The sequence below is a fragment of the Trinickia diaoshuihuensis genome (assembly GCF_003390925.1).
Taxonomy (GTDB): Bacteria; Pseudomonadota; Gammaproteobacteria; order Burkholderiales; family Burkholderiaceae; genus Trinickia; species Trinickia diaoshuihuensis.
This window is the reverse complement of record NZ_QUBS01000081.1, coordinates 264,790-289,624: the sequence shown is the minus strand read 5'-3', so window position 1 is coordinate 289,624 and position 24,835 is coordinate 264,790. Positions and strand designations below refer to the sequence as shown.

General features: G+C 62.6%; 10 protein-coding genes. 6 read left to right on the top strand and 4 right to left on the bottom strand.

Annotated elements, in window-relative coordinates; translation table 11 throughout:
• The first annotated feature begins 15 nt into the window (after positions 1-15).
• The 3 genes from DXT59_RS19585 (at position 16) to DXT59_RS19575 (ending at position 3,906) form a co-directional block, all read left to right on the top strand.
• Positions 16-1,299 carry a 4-aminobutyrate--2-oxoglutarate transaminase gene (locus DXT59_RS19585; RefSeq protein WP_116138520.1) on the top strand — a complete coding sequence of 428 codons (1,284 nt, stop codon included), beginning with the start codon at positions 16-18 and terminating at the stop codon, positions 1,297-1,299.
• Between the two features lie 42 nt (positions 1,300-1,341).
• Positions 1,342-2,811 carry an NAD-dependent succinate-semialdehyde dehydrogenase gene (locus DXT59_RS19580; RefSeq protein ID WP_116138519.1) on the top strand — a complete coding sequence of 490 codons (1,470 nt, stop codon included), beginning with the start codon at positions 1,342-1,344 and terminating at the stop codon, positions 2,809-2,811.
• 324 nt (positions 2,812-3,135) lie between these two features.
• On the top strand, positions 3,136-3,906 hold the full coding sequence (locus DXT59_RS19575; RefSeq protein WP_116138518.1) for an ABC transporter substrate-binding protein: 771 nt from the start codon (positions 3,136-3,138) through the stop codon (positions 3,904-3,906).
• Positions 3,907-4,000: 94 nt separating this feature from the next.
• Here DXT59_RS19575 and DXT59_RS19570 read toward each other — a convergent pair whose 3' ends face one another.
• Positions 4,001-4,459, bottom strand: coding sequence for a DUF2846 domain-containing protein (locus DXT59_RS19570; protein ID WP_116138517.1), 459 nt, complete (start codon positions 4,457-4,459; stop codon positions 4,001-4,003).
• A 371-nt stretch (positions 4,460-4,830) separates the two neighbouring features.
• Here DXT59_RS19570 and DXT59_RS19565 point away from each other — a divergent pair, with 371 nt between their 5' ends.
• From DXT59_RS19565 to DXT59_RS19560, 3 genes are read left to right on the top strand one after another with little or no spacing between them, the layout of a single operon-like run.
• Positions 4,831-5,172, top strand: a complete 342-nt coding sequence (locus DXT59_RS19565; RefSeq protein WP_116138516.1) for a helix-turn-helix domain-containing protein — start codon at positions 4,831-4,833, stop codon at positions 5,170-5,172.
• Positions 5,172-5,411 (top strand): hypothetical protein, encoded by a 240-nt coding sequence (locus tag DXT59_RS31230; protein WP_240324585.1) that lies wholly within the window; start codon positions 5,172-5,174, stop codon positions 5,409-5,411. Before DXT59_RS19565 ends, DXT59_RS31230 begins: the two co-directional genes overlap by 1 nt.
• Positions 5,408-6,544, top strand: a complete 1,137-nt coding sequence (locus DXT59_RS19560) for a type II toxin-antitoxin system HipA family toxin (RefSeq protein ID WP_240324584.1) — start codon at positions 5,408-5,410, stop codon at positions 6,542-6,544. The genes DXT59_RS31230 and DXT59_RS19560 overlap by 4 nt, the downstream gene beginning before the upstream one ends.
• Before the next feature lie 126 nt (positions 6,545-6,670).
• Here DXT59_RS19560 and DXT59_RS19555 read toward each other — a convergent pair whose 3' ends face one another.
• From DXT59_RS19555 to DXT59_RS19545, 3 genes are all read right to left on the bottom strand, one after another.
• Entirely contained in the window at positions 6,671-7,105 is a 435-nt protein-coding gene (locus tag DXT59_RS19555) for a hypothetical protein (protein WP_116138515.1), read from the bottom strand.
• Between the two features lie 114 nt (positions 7,106-7,219).
• Positions 7,220-7,531 carry a trigger factor gene (locus DXT59_RS19550; protein ID WP_116138514.1) on the bottom strand — a complete coding sequence of 104 codons (312 nt, stop codon included), beginning with the start codon at positions 7,529-7,531 and terminating at the stop codon, positions 7,220-7,222.
• 7 nt (positions 7,532-7,538) lie between these two features.
• The gene (locus tag DXT59_RS19545) at positions 7,539-24,668 is read right to left on the bottom strand and encodes an Ig-like domain repeat protein (RefSeq protein WP_116138513.1); all 17,130 of its coding nucleotides are present in this window, start codon (positions 24,666-24,668) and stop codon (positions 7,539-7,541) included.
• Between the last annotated feature and the right edge of the window lie 167 nt (positions 24,669-24,835).

The following is a 24,835-nucleotide window of genomic DNA, read 5'->3' as shown; positions in this document are numbered from 1 at the left end:
GACTAGGAGAACAGCGTGAAGAATTCCGATTTGCAGGCCCGTAAAAACGCCGCTACCCCGCGCGGCGTCGGCGTCATGTGCGATTTTTACGCGGCGCGCGCCCAGAACGCCGAGTTGTGGGACATCGAGGGCCGCCGCTTCATCGATTTCGCCGCCGGCATCGCCGTCGTCAACACGGGGCACCGGCATCCGCGCGTCGTGGCCGCCATTCAGGCGCAGTTGGAGCGCTTCACGCACACCGCCTATCAAATCGTGCCGTACGCATCGTACGTCGAGCTTGCCGAGAAGATCAACGCCCGCGCGCCGATCGCTCATCCGAAGAAAACGGCCTTTTTCACGACCGGAGCCGAGGCGGTCGAAAACGCCGTGAAGATTGCGCGGGCCGCGACGGGCCGTCCGGGCGTCATCGCCTTCGCGGGCGGCTTCCACGGCCGCACGTTGATGGGCATGGCCCTCACGGGCAAGGTTGCGCCGTACAAGATCGGCTTCGGGCCCTTTCCCTCCGACGTTTATCACGCCCCGTTTCCGAACCGCGTGCACGGCATCTCCACCGCCGACGCGCTTGCCGCCGTCGAAACGTTGCTGAAAGCCGATATCGAACCGGCCCGCGTCGCCGCGATCATTTTCGAGCCCGTGCAAGGCGAAGGCGGCTTTAACGTCGCGCCGCCTGAATTCGTGCGCGGTCTGCGCCGCATCTGCGACGAGCACGGCATCGTCCTCATCGCCGACGAAGTGCAGACCGGCTTCGCCCGCACCGGCAAGTTGTTTGCGATGGAGCATTACGACGTCGCCCCCGATCTGATCACGATGGCCAAGAGCTTGGCGGGCGGTATGCCGCTGTCGGGCGTCGTCGGCCGGGCCGATTTGATGGATGCGGCGGCGCCGGGCGGGCTCGGCGGCACCTATGCAGGCAATCCGCTGGCGCTGGCGTCGGCACACGCGGTGCTGGACGTGATCGACGAGGAAGGTCTGTGCGAGCGCGGCACGCAGTTGGGCGATAAGCTCAAGGCCCGCCTGGAGGCGCTGCGCGCCGACGTTCCGCAACTGGCCGACGTCCGCGGGCCGGGCGCGATGGTTGCGGCCGAGTTCCTCGAGCCCGGCACAGGCAAGCCCGACCCTGCGTTCGTCAAGCGCGTGCAAGCACGCGCGCTCGAACTGGGCCTCCTGTTGCTCGCGTGCGGTACCTACGGCAACGTCATTCGCTTCCTGTTTCCTCTCACCATCGAGACGGCCGTGTTCGACGAGGCGCTCGGTCTGCTCGAACAGGCGATGAAAGAAAGCGTGGGCGCGATGGCGTAAGCTCGTTTTTTTGCACACTCGATTCACGCCGTTGGAGTTGATATGCAGGACATCGAAACGATCGATCTGAAGGACCCCTCGCTGCTCGCGACGAAGGCATTCATCGCCGGCAAATGGGCAGACGCCGGAAACGGCGCGACGTTCGAAGTACGCAATCCGGCCACGGGCCGCGTGCTCGCGCAAGTGCCCCTCATGGGCGCCGCGGAGACGCGCGGCGCCATCGAAGCGGCCAACGCCGCTTGGGGCGCATGGCGCGCGCAGCCGGCGAAAACGCGCGCGGCCGTGCTGCGCAAATGGTTCGACCTGATGATCGCCAACGCCGACGATCTCGCCGCGATCATGACGGCCGAGCAAGGCAAGCCGCTTGCCGAGGCCAAAGGCGAGATTCAGTATGCGGCCTCGTTCCTCGAGTGGTTCGGCGAGGAAGCGAAGCGCGTGTACGGCGACACGATTCCGAGCCCGACGGCGGATAAGCGGCTCGTCGTCGTCAAGGAACCCATCGGCGTGTGCGCCGCCATCACGCCGTGGAATTTCCCCGCCGCGATGATCACGCGCAAGGTCGGGCCGGCGCTCGCGGCGGGCTGCCCGATCGTCGTCAAGCCAGCCGAGGCCACCCCGCTCTCGGCGCTGGCGCTGGCGGTGCTGGCCGAGCGTGCCGGCGTGCCGGCTGGCGTGCTGAGCGTCGTCACGGGCGATCCGAAAGCGATCGGCGCCGAAATGACGAGCAACGCCCTCGTCCGCAAACTCTCGTTTACGGGTTCGACGGGTGTCGGCCGGCTGTTGATGTCGCAATGCGCGCCGACCGTCAAAAAGCTTTCGCTCGAACTCGGCGGCAATGCCCCCTTCATCGTGTTCGACGATGCCGACCTCGACGCGGCCGTCGCGGGGGCGATCGCCTCGAAGTACCGAAATAGCGGTCAGACCTGCGTCTGCGCGAACCGCTTCTACGTGCACGAAAAGGTCTACGATGCGTTCGCCGCCAAGCTGCAAGCGGCGGTCGAGCAGCAACTGAAGGTCGGCCGCGGCACCGAGCCCGGCGTCACGCAAGGGCCGCTCATCAACGAGGCCGCGCTGCTGAAAGTCGAAACGCATATCGCCGATGCCCTCTCGAAGGGTGCGCGCGTCGCCATCGGCGGTAAGCGGCACGCGCTCGGCCATAACTTCTTCGAACCGACCGTTCTGACCGGCGTTACGTCGGAAATGAAGATCGCGAAGGAAGAGACGTTCGGCCCGGTCGCCCCGCTCTTTAAGTTCACGAGCGACGACGAAGTGGTGCGCTTGGCCAACGACACCGAATTCGGCTTGGCGGCCTACTTCTACAGCCGCGACATCGGCCGCGTATGGCGCGTGGCGGAAGCGCTCGAATACGGCATGGTCGGCATCAATACAGGCATCATCTCGAACGAAGTCGCACCGTTCGGCGGCGTGAAGCAGTCGGGGCTCGGACGAGAGGGATCGCACTACGGCATCGACGAATACGTCGTCGTCAAGTATTTGTGCATGGGCATTTGAGTTCGATCGCGATTTAACACGTTGATTTACTTCGAAATACGCCACAAAACCAACGTTCGAGTGATCTTCGATTAACCGTTCCGCGCCGGCGACGCAATGTCGCGTATACGACTCAATGCGGTGCCGCGCGGTTTTCGAGATGTTGCATTGGCTCGCCATCCGGTGTTTTACTAGCAGCGCCGTTATTTTGGCGCGGTATGCTGTGCGCCGCGCTGCCGGCCTCCGGCAGCCTGGGATAACCACCGGCCGCCTGCGATGCGCAGAACGGCGCCTCGATGCGACAGTTGCCGCATCGGGGTGGATCGAACCACTCGAGGAGTCAACGTGAAAAAATTGTTAGCCGCCGTGACCATCGCCACGCTTGCCGCAACGGCCGGTGTGGCGCAAGCGAAAGACTGGAAGCAAATTCGTATCGGTGTCGACGCGAGCTACGCCCCCTTCGAATCGAAAGCCTCGGACGGCAAGCTCGTCGGCTTCGACATCGACCTCGGCAATGAAATCTGCAAGCGCCTGCATGCGAAGTGCGTTTGGGTTGAAAACGACTTCGACGGCATGATCCCGGGTTTGAAGGCCAAGAAGTTCGACGGCGTGCTGTCGTCGATGACGATCACCGCCGAGCGCGAAAAGCAGATCGCCTTCTCCAAGCCGCTGTTCGATACGCCGACAGCGCTCGTCGCGAAGAAGGGCTCGGGACTGCTGCCGTCTGCCGATTCGCTGAAGGGTAAGTCGGTTGGCGTCGAGCAAGGCACGATTCAAGAAACCTACGCCAAGCAAAACTGGGAAGCGAAGGGTGTGAAGGTCGTCCCCTATCAAAACCAAGACCAGGTTTATCAAGACTTGATCTCGGGCCGCCTCGACGCGGCATTGCAAGACAAGGTGCAAGCCGACCTGGGCTTCTTGAAGCAACCGCGCGGCGCGCAATTCCAGCAAGTGGGCGACTCGATCCCGAGCGGCGCGGCGGCAATGGGCTTGCGTAAGGAAGATACCGACCTGAAGGCGGACGTCGACAAGGCGATCGACGGCATCATGAAGGACGGCACCTACAAGAAGATCGAGAAGAAGTACTTCGATTTCGACGTAGCGCCGAAGAGCTAAGCGTTAGGATCGTGAGCCGGGTGGTGACGCCCGGTGATTTGGCGGTGAGCGAGGGTCATCGAACGCTCACCGCCACAGTCTTGCTTACTTCGGGTTACTTCGCCGCCGTGCTGATCGGCGTGCCCGTGTATTTCAACGTCTCGATTTCCTGCTGCGCCGTTTCGGAGTCATCGAGCGTCGGCGTGACGTGACCGACCAGCAGCCCCATGCTCACGGACGTCCGCACGTATTTCGTATCCCCAGCATGCAGCGCGAACTTGACCTCGCGCTTCACTTCGGTCGTAGTCGAGGCCGTATATTCGCCCGGCTCTTCATCGACAAAGAAGAATCCGCCCGGAACCGAACGGCCTACGACCTTATCGTTGAGCTTGATCTCCGGCTGAACCGTCGCTCCGCCAAAGCTGTCCGAGCGGAAGAAATAAATGCGGCCGTGATCCGCGGCAAGCGTCGGGATGGCGGACGCGACATCCTTGTACTGCGGTCCCGATGCGCAACCCGTGGCAACCAACGCCACGCCGGCGGAAATTAACAGCGCCCGGAAAAGCTTCTTCATTAATTGGTCTCCTTAGAGTGACTAACGCAAAATCGCGAGCGGCGGGCGAGCCCTCGGTTTTCGCTTGCATCCGCCGCTTCTGCTTAACGGCTGGCGGGGGTTATTCTTTAGATTTATTGATGACTTGATTGCGCGGCAACGCCGTCGCCATTGCCCACTTGCCGTAACGCGCTTGCAACCAAAGCTCCTCATTGACGCACATTGCAACTTCTGGCTCGGCCTCGAAGAAGGGACGGACCGTGCGACAGCACGTCCGCAATCATAGACGTTATCGGCTTAATGTCCGTCATTACGGACTTGACCAGGCCTCCGTCGATGCTGTATTGTCTGTAATCACGGACATAAGCCGTGTTGTGGATGCGATTACGGACATGAAGCGCGACGAAACCCCTCTGCTGTCACCCGCCAGAATGATGGAAGCGCGCGAGCTTGGCGAAAAGCTGGCTCGGCTGAGGAAAGCACGACGTCTGCGTCAAGCCGACGCCGCGGCGCGCGCCGGACTGGCGCGCTCGACGGCCGCGCTGATCGAAAAAGGCGACCTGAGCCGTACGCAAGCACAAATTCTGCGTTACCTGGAGGCCATCGCCCCTGGCGTCACGCTCTTAAGCTTGCTGCAGGAATCCGACCCGTCGCTGGCAGCGCTCAGGGCGCGCGAACTCACCCAGCGCGTGCGGCCGCTAAGTAAGGCCGAGCTCGACGAGTTGGATTTCTGATGGCGACCAAGAACTCCAAGCTCGCTGTTTTTGCTTGGTTGCCTACCCGCGGATTTTCCCCGGCGGGACTTCTGACGCTCACAGAATCAGTCGGCGCCAATCAGCAGAATCGAGAACTCACCTCCGGCTTTGCCTACGGCTTGGGTTATCTTGCGCGCGCCGAGTCAATCGAAGTAGACCCGTCAGTTTGGGCTTGGCAGACCGCGAGGCAATCAGAGGCCGGGCGCTTTTTCCGGTGAACGGACTGGGCGAATTCGGCGGCATTCGAGATGCTGCGCCGGATGCCTGGGGCCGACGGGTTATCGAGGCTCGTCGCAAGGTCCCAGCCAACTCCCTGCCAGAAGCAGAATACTTGCTGGCCGCGGGAGGCGACCGCGTTGGCGCACTGGATGTCAGGGGGGATATCAAGACCCCCGATTCGCCTTCAGCCAGCAACCTGCAGTCGCTCGAATACGTATTGCAGGCCGCTGAAGCCGTGGAAAGCGGAATGCCCGTGCCGGCGAACTTGGAGCCATTTCTCGGAGCAGGTCCGTCTGCCGGCGGTGCGCGTCCGAAAGCGTCGGTGCGCGATGAGCACGGTGCCCTATGGTTAGCAAAATTTCCCGCCAAAGGCGATGCTTTCGATGTTGCCCGAGCGGAGATGTGCACGCTCGAACTCGCCCGCCGCTGTGGCCTGACCGTTCCGGAAGTGCGCTACATCATGGTTGCGCAAAGGCCGGTCATGCTCATCCGCCGCTTCGACCGGTACTGGATGCTGCCAGGCTCGCTCCCGGATGCAAGCATTGTCATGCACGACAGCCGGCCGGGGGATGGTTTGGTCGAAGGACGGCTCCCTCTCGTCAGCGGCTTGACGCTGGTCGCCTGCTCTGAATCCGAGTCGCGCACGAAGGGCTATCATGACCTGGCCGCGGCCATCCGCAAGTATGTCCATACCGATTTCATCGCAACCAATTGTGAAGAGCTGTTTGCTCGCATGGTGTTCAACATCTTTGTTAGCAACGACGATGACCATCTGAGAAACCACGCCTTCGTGCGAGACCCCCGCTCGGGCGGCTGGACGTTGAGCCCCTTGTATGACGTGGTGCCGCGGCCGGGAGTCGCCTATGAACGTCAACTCCACCTGGAGGTCGGGGCACAGGGCAAGCTTGCTACGTTGGATAACGCGCTGAGTTACTTCGCTGCGTTCGTCCCAGAGCGGGCGCGTGCCATCGACATCATCCGGCGGATATGGACTGAATTGCGCGAATGGCGGACATGCTTCGAGGCATGCGGCGCAAACGGTCATCTGTTGAGCAAACTGGAAGGCGCATTCCGGAAGTTGGAGGACATCGCCCAGACGGACCTAGTCAAGGAAATCCGGAAGGGGGCTTGAGAAGTGGGGGGGCTCGCTCCTGATTGATGGAAGCTGCGCGGGAAAGCCATTTAAGGCCCGCCACGACGAGTGCTGACTTTGCCGTCGTGCTGATCGGTGCCCCCGTGTATTTCAGCGTCGTAAGGCTCAATGACGAGCACAATCCTCCGGAGCGACCGTAATCATCGTAACTTCCGAGCCGTCCTCCCAGTGATAGTCATAGCTCACAGCGATTTGATTATCGCGAAAATCTTTCATCAGCGGCGTTGTGCATACGGCATTGATCAACTTAGGACGCAAAGCTTCTGTAAATTTCCCTACATTCACAAGCTGTGGATTTACGTCAACGAGCGTATACGTGTAAACCACCGTATGCTTCATTATCAACACTTTATCCACTCGCTCATGCCTGCCCACCATGATAGGCATATTTTTATTCATTTCACTCATCTTTCTTGCCAAATTCTGGTCGACTTCGTCATCCCAGCTAACAAACAGCGAATTTTCCGCGCCACTCCCGGCCATAGCGACGGCGCTGACGAGCAGAAAAAATGCAATACCTATCCAGGTTAATCTTTTCATCTCAAAGCCGTTTTCGCATTACGCACAATTCGACCATCGTTGCGGCTCGCGATCCTTGCGAGACACTAACAATCTAGGCAGTCAAGAAGCGCTCGCACTCTCCTTTTGCACCTATTATGTACGAATCTTCCGCAGAATCTTATGCATTTGGTCCAGCAGCATAAATCCATCTTTCCGCCGCCCATCCTGGTAATGAACATAGGCCTCATCCACCAGTTTTTCGCATTGATCAAACTCCTCGCGTTGCCCTTTCTCTTCTATTGCAAGCAATAAACCTTCTCGCAGCCCCCTAAAGGCGAGTTCCAATGTCCACTGATCTTCAGGACGAACACCTTCGCGCACCGGGAATTGATTCGGCGCACACATTCTTACAAAGACAACGTAATCCTTGAAGCTATGTAGGTCGCTAAATGGAAATCGAGCCATGTTTACCTCACGGAATGCTGTACGAGCCCCAGGGCAAGCCCGATGGAGCGATGATAGTAGTCTTTGCCCCGCCACTAAATTTTCCAAAATCAATGATCTGGGACGTTGCACCTGTCTTGAAACTTATGGAACCATCCAAAATCGTCTGCGACCCAGGAATATATACATCGGGAACCCGATAAGCTCCCGAGCCCGATGGGTCATAAAGTCGTCGATTCACCTGAATGATCTCTCCGGGCCCTTCGGCAATCCCCTCAACGTTTGTCAACCAATCCCTGAGCCCCACACGAGCGAACGTGTCTGCGTCGCTACCGATCGCGCGCGCGGTATTAGAAATCAAACCTTGCGACGCGTTGTCGCGAGCTATGGCGTAACCTTGGTCGTAGAGCGCCTGATACTTCGTCGTAACCGCATCGGTGAATTCACCAATAGAGCGATAACCCGAGTTTCCAATCGAGACACTCGCCGACGCGGCAGCTTCAGCCAAACCGGCTGCATCGCCAACAGCCACCGTTGAAGGTGGCACCGCGAATGATACCAGCCCCGACTTGTACCCGAGCTGCAATGACATGTCGTACGCAACCGGGGCGAGCCAGTTCGCTGTCGCGACAAGGCCCGCCTTACCCGCGTCGAGAGCCGGAATGGCAAACTGACCAACGTCGCCGGCCACCTGACCCACGTTGTACCCGAAACCGAAATTGTCGCCCCGCTGCAGACTCGCGATGCCCGCATTCCACGTTGCAGATTCGCCCTGATAGATCGCTTTGGCCGTATCAATCGGATGCAATAGCGCATCCGCGACCTGACCCAGTTGCTGTTGCGCCTCCTGGACGAATGACGTATTACCCAGCGCACCGAACGTCATCTGGTTGGCCGTGACTATGAGCGAATCGGCTACCAGGTTCACTGCCGAATTCACGGCGCGGAATCCCGATACGGCTAGGCCGGTCAACAAGCCCGCGGTTTGTTGACTTGAAGCAAGGTTGATATCGGCCTCGGTTTGCGGGTCGGGGAATGACCAGCTCGATTGCGGATTCGGCGTCGCAGTAGGCGATGCGGCTACCGCTCCCGTCGACGATTGAGTCATCAACCGGTACGCGTAGTTGACGTCGGCTTCGCTCCAACTGTTGCCCGCGCCGCTGGCCGCCGCCAACTGGGCTTGAGCCGCCAACTGCGCCTGTTGCTGCTGCCATGCGTTGTAGGCATCGATGTTGTGTTGGTTGCCGGCGATGATGCCTCCGCCGAGGCTAGCCAACTTATCGAGCGATACGCCCTGATCGGAATATCGCTGAAGATCGGGAATCGTCAGGTCGCTGCCGACCGACAAGATCGGACTGCCGAGCATGTTCGGCTGCAAGCCGTTGGCGTTGATAATGGCCGCAACCCCGGCACGCCAGTTATCGCCGTAATTTGCTCGCGCCAACGCTTCAACGGTGTCGCCCTTGGCGATCGTGACGCTTTGATCGCTATAGGAGGGCGCGGCCGAAGCGGTGTAGGAGAATTGCGGCGTTCCGCCGTACAACGTGAGCATACCCGGTGCGTCGCTTTGCGGCGTCACCCCGAACAGCGTGCTCATGCTGCCCGAACTCGATATCGGCGGCCCCCATTGACCCGTACTGCCCAATGGGCCATATAACACGGCGTCGCCCGCATTGCCCACGTTGATCTGGTTCTGCGTGCGCGCGGCAAGCGGATTGCCTCCGTTGTTCCGATTCGCTGCCAAATACGCCTGCCCCAGGCTTTGCCCCAGCGCATTGCCGAACGCATCGGCCGCGATCTGCCCCACCGAAATGCGGCCCCCGTTCAGGACGCCCTCCGTCACCCCCGATGCCACCGACCCCGCTGCGGCGGCCACAAAGCTCTCGCCGAAATCGAAGTGCTGAGCGGGGTTGTAATTCATCTCCACATCCGCGCCACCGGTCGCCCCAGCACCGACCGCCGCGGCCGCCACCGCGGCCCAATCGAAGTGCTTCTGGAGGCCGAGAGCGACATCGGCACCTTGCGAGGCAATGCTGCCGGCCGTCGCATCCACGACTTGGCCCGTCACACCACCGCCCACGGCGCCGGACAGCCCGCTAGCATCGAGGCCCCCGGTCACCGCGCCGCCGATCGCGCCCATCCCAACGGCGCCCCAATTGAAGCCGTTTTCCGCTCCAATCGCATTGCCCACGGCCTGGCTCGCCACCGAACCGGCCGCCCCGGCAATGGCGCCGGCCGCGACATCCCCCGCCACCTCGCCGCCGAGCAACGAACCCATTTCAGGCGCTGCCGCGCCATATGTCACGACCGTCACCACCACGGCCACCACCGCCATGATGATTTCGCCGATCGGCCCGCAGCCGCCGCCCCCGCTATCCTGATTCCCCGCAGGTACCGGCAACTGCGGCGCCGTCGATCCCACGATCCGGCTCGCGTCATACGGTGCGTACGTTTCGGAGGTGTTGTGCACGTCCCCGACACGCGTCGGAATATTGAGCACCTGCCCGACCTTCAGGTCCTCATTGCCTTTCAATCCGTTCGCATCGGCGATCAGATACCAAAGACTGCTGTCGCCGTATGCAGCGAGCGCAATGCTTTGTAGCGTATCGCCCGCCTGCACCGGATATTGTCCCGTCGTCGCCGCCGGATAGCTGTTGGTCACGGGCTCGTAAGCGAGATCGAAATTCCCTACCGCGTCGTAGTTCGGCGAGCCGTCGGCCTGCGTCGGGTTTTGCTGGTCGACCGTCTGCCCGTAAATCCCGATCACCTGGCCGTTCACGACGAGTTCGTGCAATTGCCCCTGCTGATTTTTATCGAGCACGTGTCCCTGCGCATCGTTCACGAGGGTGCGGCTATTACTGCTCGTCGCCGAATCCACCACCGACACCAAGCGGCCGTTCGCGTCATAGCTCTCCGTCGAGGTCCCGCTCGTCTGGTTGCCCGAGCTCTCGTTCGTGCTGACCGAACTCTGCAGCGTCTCGACATAACCGTCGTCTCGGCCCAGCGTGATCGTCGTGTTCGTGACGATCGTGTCGCCGTTCACGCCTTGCGTCGTTTGGTATGCCTCAAGGTTGCCGACGGCGTCGTATTCCGTGTACCTCGTCGTCGTGCTCGATCCCGGATCGGCCTCGTTCGTGACCGCCTGCGAAAGTAATCGGCCACCCGCGTCGTACTGGCTCACGGTCGTCGTCGCCCCGGACAGGTTCAAGTTCCCGTCCGTCAGCGCCTTCACGTAGCCGGCCGGCAGGCTGCCGCCCGGCCCCGACTGCACGACGCGGCTGGCGCCATCGTACAATCGCGTGTCGAGCACGATCGCTTGCGCCTGTCCCAACGCCTCCGTGGTGTACACGGCTTGATAAATCGGATGCCCCGATTCGTCGACACCGGTCTGTTGCACACCGGTTTGTACACGCCCGTACGCGCCCGTTGCGACCGTCGACAAGCGGTTCATCTTGTCGTAGTTGTACCAAGTCGTCTGAATGCCCGTCTGCGACTGATAACCGACGAGTTGCGGCGCGCCGAGCGCCGTGCCCGACTCGTCGTAGTTCTGCACGTACTCCGGGGTGACCTGCGTCCCCCACGACCGGTCTTCAATTCGATTCCCGTTGTGGTCGTACGACAGAATGTGGCCTTGTCCCGCCGTGACGTTCGCGAGGTTGTTCGCGTTGTTGTCGGCGGCCCCGTCGACGAGGATCTGCCGGTTCATGCTGTCGTACGCGAAGAACAGGTCCTGCGCGTGGCCGATCGTGTTGTATTCGAGGTGACTGCCGATCGCGACTTGGTGGTAGACCGGCTCTTCCGTATAGACGGGCTCCGTCGTGTACACCGGCACGGTCGTATAAACCGGTACCGTGCCGTACACGGGCACCGTCGTATAGACCGGCTCGGTCGTGTAGATCGGTGCGCCCGATTCGTCGGTACCCGTCTGCACTTGTTGCGTGCCGGTCTGCACTTGTTGCGTCCCGATCTGGACCGTCTGCGTACCCGTCTGTACCTGCTGCGTTCCGGTCTGCACCTGCTGAGTACCGGTCTGCACTTGCTGGAAGATGGGATTGCCGGACTCGTCGACGCTTTGCACGTTCGTATAGTCGATGACCGTATGGGCCTGCAAGGAGTCATACGTGACGTGCTGGTGCATCTTGTTGCCGACTTTGTCGTAGTCGGTCTGCACGCTCACGCCGTTCATCGCATTGACGATGCTCAAACGCCCCAGCGTGTCGTAGCCGAGCGTCTGGTCTTGGTACGTCACGCCGGCCTGCACGGTTTGCTCCAGCACGTGCTGGCCCGTTGCGTTATAGCTGTAGTAGGTTTGCTGGTTCAGCGCCGCATCGTTGATCTGAACGAGCTGCCCCGCCGCGTCGTATCGATACGAAAGATTTTGGCCGCGCGTGTTGGTCTGCGACAGCAGTTGGCGCGCGTTGTCATAGGTGAAGGTATAGCTTGCACCGCCGATGTCGGTGTGGCCGGTCAGCTCACCGAAATAGTCATAGCTCCACGTCGCGAGCGCACCGTTCGCATCCTGCGATCCGATCTGCTTGCCTTGCGCGTTGTAGGCGGCACGGCTCGTATAACCGTCGGCATCGGTCGTCGCGATTTGGTTGCCGAGCAGATCGTACGTGTAGCGCGTGACGGCCCCCGTGCCGTCGGTCTGCGTCAGCTTGCGGCCCGCCGCATCGTACGTCGAATGCGTCGTCAGGTTTTGAACGCCGCCGGAAACGCTTTGCCCGTTGCTGACGTAGACGCTGACACCAACATTCGTGATTCGCGTGTTGCGGCCCATATGGTCGTAACCGTAGTCGGTTACGTCGCCGTCGGCATCGATCAGCCTATCCTCGTCGCCGAATGCGTCGTACTTGTGCGCCACGACGCCGCCATCGGCGTGCAATTCGCTCTGCAGCTTGCCGTCCGCGTCCCAAACCTGGCCGTTGACGTTGCCGTTCGCATCGCGGATCGCGACCTGCCGGCCAAGTGCGTCGTAGTAGATTTGCGTGACCGGGCTGCTGCCGCTTTCCTGTCCGTTCCCATCGGGCTGAATCCGCTGGACGACCTGGTTGTTCCAGTTGTAGCTGTAATACGTGATCCACGCACTGTTGCGCGCATCGCTCTGGCTCAGAACGTTGCCCCAGCGATCGTAGGTCTGGTTGACGATAGGCGCATACGGCTGCGCATCGGTGCTGTCCTGCCGTAAAGGCAGCGTCTGCGAAATCACACGGCCCAACAGATCGAGCCGCATCGACGTGCGACGCAGTCCGTTCGAGCCCATTTGGTCGACGGCCTGCGCCGACGCTACCTGGCTCAGATCGACGCCGGCTCCCGAACCGCCTTCGCTGCCGGCGCTCGTAATGTCCGCCGTCTTGTAGCCCTGCAGGGTGTACAGCATGACGTGGACCGTGCCGCCGCTATTGGTCCGCCACAGCCGCCCCGCGTTATCGTATTCGAAGCTCTCCTGGTACTGCGGGGCGGAACCCGTCGCGTAGCTGCCGCGCCGAACCATCTCGCCGAATGCGTTGTAGACCATGGCCGTGGTCAACGATCCCGCCTGTGCTTGGCTCTCGGTCGCAATGCCGCCTCCCGACACGACGCTCGTCGAGTTCGGCGTGATAATCGCCGTCTGCCGGCCGAGCGCATCGTATTGGAAAACGGTGTAGAGCGTATGCACCACGCCATCGTTTCCAAGCACCGCCTGCCAATCTTTCGCTAACCGGCCAGCCGCGTCGTATGACATGAAATGGCTGTTGCCGTCGGCATCTGTCGTCTCTAGCGCATCGCCATGGTTGTCGTATTCGGTGAGTGTCGTGCGATCGGCCGCGCTGCCGGCCGCAACGGCATAGCCCGATTGATCGGCCGATGCGGCACCGTTCGCAAATTGCGTCTTGACGACGACATTGCCCAACGCATCAAAGCCGTACGTCGTCAACGGAATGAGGACGTGCCCGCTCGTCGTATCGGATACGGCAGGCGCAGCCGTGGCAATCGTCCTGCCGAGCGCATCGTAGTAGGTATAGGTACTGTTGCCGAGCGCATCCGTCGTGCGCGTGAGGTTGCCGACGGCGTCGTACCCATAGGTTGTCGTCAAGTTACCAACGCCACTGTTGCCGTCCGGCGCTGTGCTGTAGGTCACGCCGACCTGTGTCTGGCTGACTTGGCGATTGGCCTGATCGTAGCCGTAGGTCGTCGTGCGATCCTGGCTAGCGGCAATGGGCGTCGCATATCCGGTAGTGGACCTGCCGGTCGTCGCGTTCGCATATTGCGTTTGCGCGATCTTATTGCCGGCGGCGTCGAAACGCTGCGTCGTAACGTAGCCGAGCGCATCGACGCTAGCCACCTGTTGCCCGCGCAGGTCGTAGTAGTAGGTCGTCGTAACCCAGCGATTCGCCACCGTCAAAGCGGCCGTCTGCACGACATTGCCGAATGCGTTGTAGACGGTCTTCGTCACCTCGCTCGCCATTCCGGCTCGGCCGCCACCGTAGTCGTTCCAAACGGCGGGTTGCGTGACCTGGACCGCGCGACCGAGTTTGTCGTATTCGGTCGTGATAGTCCGATCGGTGGTGCTGCCGATCGAGCCGACCAAACCGGCCATAGCGGCATCGGTAGGCGGCGTATTGTCCCAAGCTGCCGTGGAAACGCTGCTCGTGTATCGGGTCAATGCGATTTGGTCGCCGAAGACGTCGCGTTGATAGGCCGTGACGTAGCCTAGCGCATCGACGTCATAGCGAAGCTGCCCGGTTCTATCGTAGACCTTGTACGTGTAGTTCCCTGCCACGTCGCGATCGGCCACGGCATTACCGAGCGTGTCGTAGACAACTTCGCTGTACAGCGTTTGAGTCGTCTCGGTCCGGGTGGCCGCGCCGCCCTCGCCGTTGACGTTGAGCGCGTCGGCGCTCGCGTTATAGACGCCGACGGGCGAATAGATCGTTTTGATCTGCCGACCGAGCGCGTCGTATACGTATTGCGTCGTCCGAGCCTGCGCGGTGCCCGCCGCTTCGGTTCGAGAAGTCAGGTTGCCGAGCGCGTCGTAACTCATGACCGTGACGACATTGACCGCCGAGGTCCCCGTCTGAACGAGGTTGCCGTTCGCGTCTTGCGCGACCGTGGTCACGTCGACCGCCGGCGCAATTTCGCTCACCACCCGTCCAGCCGCATCGTAGCCGTAGGTCCAGGTCGCGCCGTTCTGGTTGGTGTAGGCGATCTTCGCGCCGATGCCGTTGTAGGCGTATTGCTGCGTATGCCCAAGCGCATCGGTCGAGGCGACCATATTGCCGGCCGCGTCGAATGTGGCGCTCGTGGCTTCGTCGGCCGACGGATCCGCGACGATCGCCGCCGCGACGAGCGCCGGGTTGCCCTGCGCGTTGAGCTGCACGGCATTGGCATAGCGCGTCGAACCCACCGCGCGGCCGACGCCGTCGTAATTCGTCTGAGTGACATAACCGAGCGCGTCGATCTGATAGATCTGGCGCCCCGCGCCGTCGTAGGCATATTGCGTCGTCCGGTCTTGCCCCGGCGTCGCTGTCGCCAGTTGCGCAAAGGCCGCGGCATTCGGCGTCGTGGTCTGAAATCCGCGCACGCCGTCCGACGTACCGTTGAACGATTCGTCGACGGCAGCGGCCTGCGCATATTGCGTCGTCGAAGTTAAGCGGCTCGCACCGTCATAGGTGTAGTGCGTGATCGCGCCCAGCGCGTCTTGGGCGTAAACGAGCCTGCCCGCCGCATCGTATGCGGCAGTCTGAACACGGTCGAGCGCCGGCGCGATCGCAAGGTTCGCGTAGATACTCTGCGCGTTCGGCTGCACCGAACCGAGCAGCGGCGTGGCAAAGGAGACCGTGCGAATACGGTTTCCGTTCGCATCGTATTGATACGACGTCACCGCCCTCATGCCCGAGGAGCCCGCGATCACGTCGTCGGCGTGATCGGTCACCTCGAGTTGATAGATGACCCGATTGGCGTCGTCGTATACCCAATCCGTTTCTTGATCGCTCGCGCTCTTCGCGACCTTGGACGGATCAGCACCGGCCGGCAGCGCAGTGGCATACGCGATCTTGCTCGTCACGTTGCCGTCGCTGTCATAGGCGTAATGCGTGACCGCCCCGACACCGTCGACGCTCCATATCACGCGATTCGCGGCATCGAAAACCTGCCGCACGCTTTTGTCGTGCGCGGGATCCGCGATGCTCGCAACGGCGGCGCTCAGCGCGGACGCCGTCGCGGGCGTACCGGCAGGAACCGGGCTCGCATAGGCGATCTTCGAGAGCACGTTGCCGTTGCCGTCGTAAACCTGCTGCGTGACCGCACCGGTGCCGTCGATCGTGAAGACGGCACGGTTCAATGCGTCATAGACCGTGCGAACGTCCGTATCGTGGGCGGGATCCGCCACGACCTGCGGCACGCCGCCCGCATAGCCGGAGACGCGGTTCGCGTACTGAATACGCTGGATCGCGTTGCCGTCGTTGTCATAGACGAAGTGCGTGACGTCGCCTACGCCGTCGACCGTATAGGTCAGATTGCCGTCGTCATCGTAGACGTCGGTCCGCGTAACATCGAGTCCAGGCTGGGGCTGCACGAGGGCCGCGATCTGGGCCGAATCCGGCGCGGCGCTCAATCGGCTCGGATCGATCGGCGTCGCATAGGCGATCGTTTGGGCCACGCGTCCGTCGGCGTCGTACTGGGTCAACTGGACGTTGCCGGCACCGTTCACCGTGTAGACGACGCGATTGTCGGCATCGTAGGTGTAGCGTGTAACGTTGCCGTCGCCGTCCGTGCTGCTGACCATGTTGCCGTTCGCGTCGTACGCGTACCGGGTGGTCAAGTTGAGTCCCGACGGATCGACTTGCGTCATCACACGGCGACCGAGGTCGTCGTAGGTGTACTGCGTCACGGCGCCGCCGGGGCTCGTCACCGTCACGGCATGCCCGGCTTGGTCGTAGCTATATTGCGTCGTCAGTGCGAGGCCGCCCGGATCGACGGTTTGCGTCAGCAGTTCGCCCTTGAGGTCGTAGGTGCTTTGCGTGACGATGCCGTTCGGATCCGTCACGCTGATCTGCTCGCCCTTAGCGTCGTACGCGTATTGCGTCGTCAGCGCAAGCCCGCCCGGATCGACCGTGCGCGAGAGCAGCCGATTCGCGGCGTCGTAGGTGTATTGCGTGACAATGCCGTTCGCATCGGTGCTGCTGATTAGACGGTCGCCCGCGTCATAGCGCTTCGTCGTGGTCGTGAGCGGGGTGGTCGTCGACAACGGGTTGCCGTCGGCGTCGTACGTATAAGCCGTCGTGTTGCCGTTGCCGTCGGCGACGTTTACCGTCTGCCCCTCGCGATTGTGCGTGACCGTCACGGAGACGCCTTCGGGCGTCGTCGTCGTCATGCTGCGCGCGGCTGCGTCGTAGGTGTAGGTCGTTGTATTGCCGAGGGCGTCCGTCTGCGTCAAGACACGGCCGAAAGCATCGTACGTACTCGCGCGCGCCGAGCCGGCCGCGTCCGTCGTGGCGATGACGCGGCCGAGGCCGTCGTAGCTCGAACGCGTGACGTTGCCGTTAGCATCTGTCGACGAAACTACCCGCCCGAACGCATCGTATTGCACCGTCGCCGTCGCTGCGATTGCTCCCGCGTCGGAAACCGTCTCGGTGCGCAGGCCGCGATTGTCGAAACTGGCCGTGGACGTCACCGTGCGGCCCGCCGAGAGGGTCTCGGTCGTCCGCACCGCATCGCCGAATGCGTCGTAGCTCGTCGCCGTGACGCCGCCCATCGCATCGGTCGCTTGAATCAGCTCGCCGTCGTTATCGTAGGCATACTGCGTCACGCTATTCGCTTGCCGGCTCGCATCGCGTGCGCTTTGCAACGCGGTTACCGCCGCCTGATTCGATGCCGAACTGAGCAACCCGCCCTGCAACCCCGACAATGCCGCCCCACTCAATGCGCTCGCGTACTGCGTCTTTGCCGTTAGGTGTCCGAGCGCATCGTAGCTATCCTCGGTGACGGCCCCCGTCGCGTTCACTGTGAAGCGCAGGCGGCCGGCGTCGTCGTAGAAGTAGACCGCGCGGTTGCCGTTCGCATCCGTCGCGCTGAGGCGGCGTCCGGCCGCGTCATACGTGTAAGTGACGGCGTACCGATTCCAAATCGCGTCGATCTGCGCCTGGGTCTGGTCGCCTGTAATCAGCGCCGCGCCGTCGCCCGAGAGCTCGCCGATCACATGCCCTTGGGCATCGTAGCGCGTCATGACCGTCCGCTGGTCGGCCGTGCCGAGCGCGGTCGTCGCCTCGATCACGTTGCCCATGCTGTCGTACGTGTAGCTCGTGACCGTGCCTTCGGCGTTCGTCTGCGTACTGACACGCCCTAATGCATCCCATGTGGTCGACGTGCTCTGATCTTTGGGGCTGCTGGCCGGCCGCACGTCCGCAAGCGTCGAACTCGCGCCGAGCTGAACGCCGACCGCGGTCGCGTAGCGGATCGTTTGCGTCACGCGACCGTCGGCATCGTAGACGGACTCCGTTAGGTATCCGTCGCCGTCCACCTGCCCGACGAGTTGGCCACGTGCGTTGTAGAGGTCGTAGGTCGAGACGTCGTTGGGACTCGATGCCGGCAAGAGCCCGTCCAGCGAGCCCGTAGCTTGCGCGTTCGCCACCGCCGAGGCGAACGCGGCGGCGTCGCCGAATCCCGGAACGGCGTTCGCATAACCGATCGTTTGCGTTTGCTGACCGGCCGCGTTGTAGATGTGCCGGGTCAGATAGCCGTCGCCGTCGATCGTCGCCGTGACAAGGCCGTCCCGGTCGTAGATCCGGGTGACCGTCCGATCCGCGTCCGCCGTGGCGACGACGACGGTTCTCGTGCCCAATTCGACCGACATCGACTGCGCCGAGGAGCTCGCGCCATTCATCGCATCGCCGGAATAATAGGCCGTGACTTCTTGCGTGCCGACAGGAAGATTCAACGCCGGAACGACCAGCGTCGCCGTGCCGTTGATGACTTGCGCGATGCCGAGCACCGTCGTGCCGCTGACGAACGCGATTTGTCCCGTCGGATCGTTGCCCGTGACTTGAGCACTGAGCGTCACCGATTGACCGTCCGCCGTCGGCGGAATCGGTGCGAGGACGACGCTCGCTTGCAACGACAGCGGCGAGGACGTACTGCCCACATTGTTGCCGTCGCCCGAATAGACCGCGGTCACCGCGCCGGCATTCACGGACGCGGCGGAAACCGCGATGGCGGCAACGCCATTGACGACCTCGACCGTGCCCAGCACCGTCGAGCCGCTGTAGAACGTCATCGTGCCGCTGGGATTGTCGCCCGCGACATTGGCCTCGAGAAACAGCGGCGAGGTGCTCTCCTCGCCGATGACGCGAATCGTGGTCGTCGAGACGGCGGTCGTCACCGTCCGCTGAAACTGAACGACGGCCGTGGTATTGGCGGCATCGCCGGAATAGCTAGCCGCCAGATTGACGTCGCCGACGGGTACGTCGATCCCCGTGAACGTGGCAACGCCGTTGACTACCGGTGCGCTGCCGAGATAGGTCGTGCCTTCGAACAAGCTGACGCTCCCGGTAGGATCGTTGCCGTTTACTTGGAACGTGAGGGGCGCATTGGCGGCCATCGTACCGGTGGGCGCGATGGACAACGTCGCTGCCGCCGGCGCGCTCGGCGTCGAGCCGGTGCCGCCCGTGCTGCCGGCCTGTCCGCCGACGGGCGACACGCTGCTGGTGTTTTGCGAATCGCCCGAATAAGACGCGGTCAATTCGCTCGTGTCGCTCGGCAGCGTCGCGAGCGTCAAGCTAGCCTGACCGTTGACCAGTTGCGCTGTGCCCAGCACCGTCGTGCCGTTCAAGAACGTGACGATCCCGGTCGCCTCGTAGCCTCCGCTCAATGTGGCGGTCAGCGTCGTCGCGCTGCCGCTCGGCGACGTGCTCAGCGAAAGTGTAGTCGGCGCCTGCGCGACTGTGAATTGCCATTGATCTTGACTGCTGACGTACGCGCTATCGCCGCTGTAGACCGCACGCAACTGAAGCTGGCCGGCGGGCAACCCGGCCACGTTCAGCGTCGCCGTGCCGGTCTCGAACCCCGGGCCGTCCGCCGTGACCGCCACGGTGCCCAGCACCGTGTTGCCGTTGTAGAACGTCACCGTTCCGGTTGGCGGCGCGTCGTTCGAATTGAAAAGCTGCACGCCCACATGGGCAATGAGCGTCAGCGGTTGACCCGCGTTCGGCGAATAGTTCGAGAAGCGCAGCGCCACGCCGGGGTCTTGGCCCGTCACGACCTGGGCGACCTGGCCCGACACACTGCCGGCGTTTTTCGTATCACCCGAATAGACCGCGGTTAATTGGTCGGTACCGATCGGCAGCGTCGTCAGCGTCAACGTCGCTTGACCGCCGACGACTTGCGCCGAGCCCACGAGCGTCTGGCCGTTGAAGAAGCTCACCGTTCCGCCCGGCGTGCTGCCCGTGACCGTCGCCGTCAGCGTGACCGGCTGGAAGGTCGTTACCGACGACGGCGACGCGCTCAACGAAACCGTCGTCGAGCTACCGCCGTGCGAAGGAGCCGACAGGGCCTTTCCGGCCGGATTGACGCTCGCCACGCTGCTGCTATTGTTCGCATCGCCGGTGTACGTGGCGCTCACGGCGTAGGTTCCGGCCGGCACATTCGCGAGCGCGAGGCTCGCTTGGCCGTTCGTCACTTGCGCCGTGCCGAGCACCGTCGTACCGCTCAAGAACGTGACGATCCCGCTCGCCTGGTATCCGCCGCTCAATGTCGCGGTGAGCGTCGTCGCGCTTGCGCTTTGCGACGTGCTCAGCGCCAGCGAGGTCGTAGCCGGGGCAGTTGTGATCTGCCATTGATCTTGACTGCTGACGTACGCGCTATCGCCGCTGTAGACCGCACGCAACTGAAGCTGCCCGGCGGGCAACCCGGCCACGTTCAGCGTCGCCGTGCCGCTCTCGAACCCCGCACCGTCCGCCGTGACTGCCACGGTACCCAGCACCGTGTTGCCGTTGTAGAACGTTACCGTCCCGGTCGGAGGCGCGTCGTTCGGATTGAAAAGCTGCACGCCCACATGGGCCGTAAGCGTCAGCGCTTGCCCCGCGCTCGGCGAATAGCTCGACAAGCGCAGCGCCACGCCCGGGTTCTGGCCCGTCACCACCTGGGCGACCTGGCCCGACACACTGCCGGCGTTTGCCGTATCGCCCGAATAGACCGCGGTTAATTGGTCGGTACCGATCGGCAGCGTCGTCAGCGTCAACGTCGCTTGACCGCCGACGACTTGCGCCGAGCCCACGAGCGTCTGGCCGTTGAAGAAGCTCACCGTTCCGCCCGGCGTGCTGCCCGTGACCGTCGCCGTCAGCGTGACCGGCTGGAACGTCGTTACCGACGACGGCGACGCGCTCAACGAAACCGTCGTCGAGCTACCGCCGTGCGAAGGAGCCGACAGGGCCTTTCCGGACGGATTGACGCTCGCCACACTGCTGCTATTGTTCGCGTCACCGGTGTACGTGGCGCTCACGGCGTAGGTTCCGGCCGGCACATTCGCGAGCGTGAGGCTCGCTTGGCCGTTGGTCACTTGCGCCATGCCGAGCACCGTCGTACCGCTCAAGAACGTGACGAGCCCGCTCGGCTGATAGCCGCCGCCCAACGTCGCCATCAGCGTCGTGGAGCCCCCGCTCTGCGACGTGCCCAGCGACAGCGAAGTCGAGACCGGAGTAACCGTGATTTGCCATTGATCTTGACTGCTGACGTATGACGCATCGCCGCTGTACACCGCGCGCAACTGCAGTTGCCCGGCAGGCAATCCTGCCACGTTCAGCGTCGCCGTGCCGCTCTCGAACCCCGCACCGTCCGCCGTGACTGCCACGGTGCCCAGCACCGTGTTGCCGTTGTAGAACGTTACCGTCCCGGTTGGCGGCGCGTCGTTCGGATTGAAAAGCTGCACGCCCACATGGGCCGTGAGCGTCAGCGCTTGCCCCGCGCTCGGCGAATAGCTCGACAAACGCAGCGCCACGCCCGGGTTTTGGCCCGTAACGACCTGGGCGACCTGGCCCGACACACTGCCGGCGTTTGCCGTGTCGCCGGAATAGACCGCGGTCAGCTCGTCGGTACCGATCGGCAGCGTCGTCAGCGTCAACGTCGCCTGGCCGCCGACGACTTGCGCCGAGCCCACGAGCGTTTGGCCGCTGAAGAAGCTCACCGTTCCGCCCGGCGTGCTGCCCGTAACCGTCGCCGTCAGCGTAACCGGCTGCGTCATCGTCGAAGAAGACGGCGATGCGCTCAGCGTCACGGTCGTCGGCGTTACCACCGCTGCGACTGTCTCGTCGACCGCTGTCGACGTGCTTGCCGCATTGGCCGAATCGCCGCCGTAGGTCGCCGTCAGCGCGTTGTCTCCCGCGGGCAAACCGGCCAGCGCCAGCGACGCAACGCCGTTCTCGACCGTGGCCGTCCCCAGCAGCGTAGTGCCGTCGTAGAACGACACGGTACCGCTCGGATCCTGTCCCAGCACAAGCGCGGTCAGCACGACGCCTTGCGAAGTCGACGCTGTGGGGCGCGATACTGTCAGCACGGTCGCGCTCGCAACCGGCGTGGGCGCACCGGGAGGCGCCACCGTAACCGTGACTCCGCTCGACGCGCTGCTCAAGTTGTTCGCGTCGCCGCTATAGGCCGCCGTCAACGCGCCGCCGCCCGGCAAACCGGCGACGGCAAGCGTGGCGACGCCATCCACCACATTGCCGCTGCCGAGGTACGTTTGCCCCGAGAAAAAATTGACCGTTCCGCTCGGGTCGCTGCCCTGCACCGTCGCGCGCAGTACGTAACCGTTTTGCGCGCCGCCGGGCGTGACCTCGGTCAATGTGGTCGTCGTCGTGCGGCCGCCGAGATCCAGCGTTACGCCAACGCCGTTGCCAAGCGTACGCGTATCGATCGGCGTAGCCAGTCGCGTGACCGATACGACGCGAGATTCTCCGTCATAGACGGTCCGGGTCACGTTGCCGCGTCCGTCCACCTGCCATGCGAGGCGCCCAGCGGCGTCATACAGATCCCACGACTTCTCGTCCTGCGCCGACGATACGGGACGAATTTGATCGAGCGTGACCGCCTTGGGCGTCCCGTTCGCGCCGACGAGCGCGGTTACATCGATCGCCGTGGCATAGACGATCGTCTCGGTGACTTGATTGTCGGGATTGTAGACGTACTCGGTCAGTTGCCCCGTCGGATCGATGTCGGCGACCTTGCGGCCGGCGTTATCGTATAGCGACCACGTGCTCGTGCCCGTAGGACCCGTCGCCATCAACAAGCGACCGTCCGCGTCGTACGTATACCGCGTCGTCCCCAACCGGTTACCCGCCGCATCGTTCTGGATGACGCTGACGAGCCTACCCGCCGAATCGTACGTGGATACGGTTGCGAGCCCGTTCGCCTGCGTAACCGTCGTGCGGCCGCCCGCGTCGTCGTACTGCGTCAAGGTGGTAACGGACGTGGCGCCGTCTACCGAACGCGTCGTTTGCGATACGACCCGGCCCAGACCGTCGTAGACGTTCTGCGTTATCGTTCGCCCATCCGGGGAAATCGACTGCAGCAACTCGCCGGATTGACTGTAGATGTAGCGGGTCGTCGACGCCTCGGCGGCGACACCGTTGCCATTCGAATCGACCGCGCCGTAAGTGGTCGCGCTCTGCAATTGGCCGCGGAAATCGTACGCATAGTCCGCGCGCTCGAGCGTGGTTTGATCCTGCTGGGCACCCCAGGCCTGCATCTGCGCTTCGGTCGGCACTGCATCGGCGGCGAGAGCCGAGGTGTCGTACGTGTGCTGCGTGTACTGGATCGTCGCGATGCGCTGACCGTTGGCGTCGTACCGGTACTCGGTCACGCGGCCGTCGGGCGTAACGACATAGCGCAGCAGATTGTGGCCGTCCGCGTCATACACGTAGCGCGTGACCGCCGGTTCACCGGCCGGCGTGCCGGAACCTGCCGCGACGGCGTAGACCGTTTCGGTCTGCAGTTGGTTTTGCGCGTTGTAGGTTCGGGTAAGCGTGTCGCCCGCGCCGTCTACCTGCCCGGTCTGGTTGCCGTTGGCATCGTAGGTATACCTGACGGTGTTGCCTGTGCCGTCCGTCACGCTCGTAACGTTACCTAGCGCGTCATACGTATACGACAACCGCGTCAAACCGTTCGGATTGCCTGCCGTCACGCCCATCGACGCTTGGGTCAAGCGGCCATCTTGATCGTAGCGGTAGGTACTGACACTACCGGTGGGATCCGTGACCGTCGTTACGCCTGCATCGACGTTGTATGAATACTGCGTGGTGTCGCCGTCGCCGTCCGTCACCGATGCAACCCGGTAAGCGCCGCCTGCCTGCACGTACGCAATCGACAGGCTGGTACCGTCGCTTTGCTGCACGCTCGTGACACGATCGCTGTTTCCGTCGTAACCATACGTCGTCACATAGCGGGGCAAGGTATCGGAGCCCGCCGGGACCGTCCCATCGGGGTTCAGGCTCACGGAGACCGAGGTAAGGCGATTGAGACCGTCGTAGGTGTAGTCGACCAGATGCTCGGTTTGCCCGGACTGCAGCGTGAGACTGAGCGACGTCAGGTTCTGGCCGACATAGGAGAAATTCAACGATTCTCCGTCGGCGTCCGTCACCTGCACCAGTTGGTTTTGCGCGTTGTAGCGGTACGTCAGCGCGTTGCCGCTCGTATCGCTCGACGAGAGCAGCAAGCCTGCGCCGCTGCCCTGATAGGTTTCGTTCGCGCCCGTGCTGCCGTTGGTCCACTGCCAACTGCCGTCGGAATTCTCGCGAATCGTGTTGAGCGCGCCGCCCGCACTGTCGGATTGGACGTAGGCCTGCGTTGCGGCACTCCACACATAGGTCGAAACCGAACCGTCGCTATCGGTGCGCCGCAGGACGCCGTCACTTGCCGTCACCGATTTGTACAGACCGCCCTGCCAGCCGTCGCCGTTGGTGAAGTTGGCGGCACCTTGGCTGTTGTACGTTCGGATATCGCCGAGATCGAGTCCGAGCCCCATCAGCAACGCGTCGTTGTCTTGCAAAACGAGGTTGCCGTTTGCGACGTTCACGTACGCGCGCTCGCCGCTTCGACCTTGCACGGCGTTACCGATCTTGCCGTTTGAGCCTAGGAGTGCGAGCGAACCGAGATTGAGACCCAGGTTATTTCCGCTGACGATCGCGACCATGTCGTGTTCCGTTTGGATATGTTGTCCGTCACCAACTTCCCAGCGGGAAACACTCCCTAGCCTGGAATCGTTGCGTAGTTGCTCAAGTCATCTCGTCGGCAGGGCAAATTGTTTAGGGCTATCGCGAAATATTTTTTTATCGCCTGCCCTAAACATTTCGCGGCAAA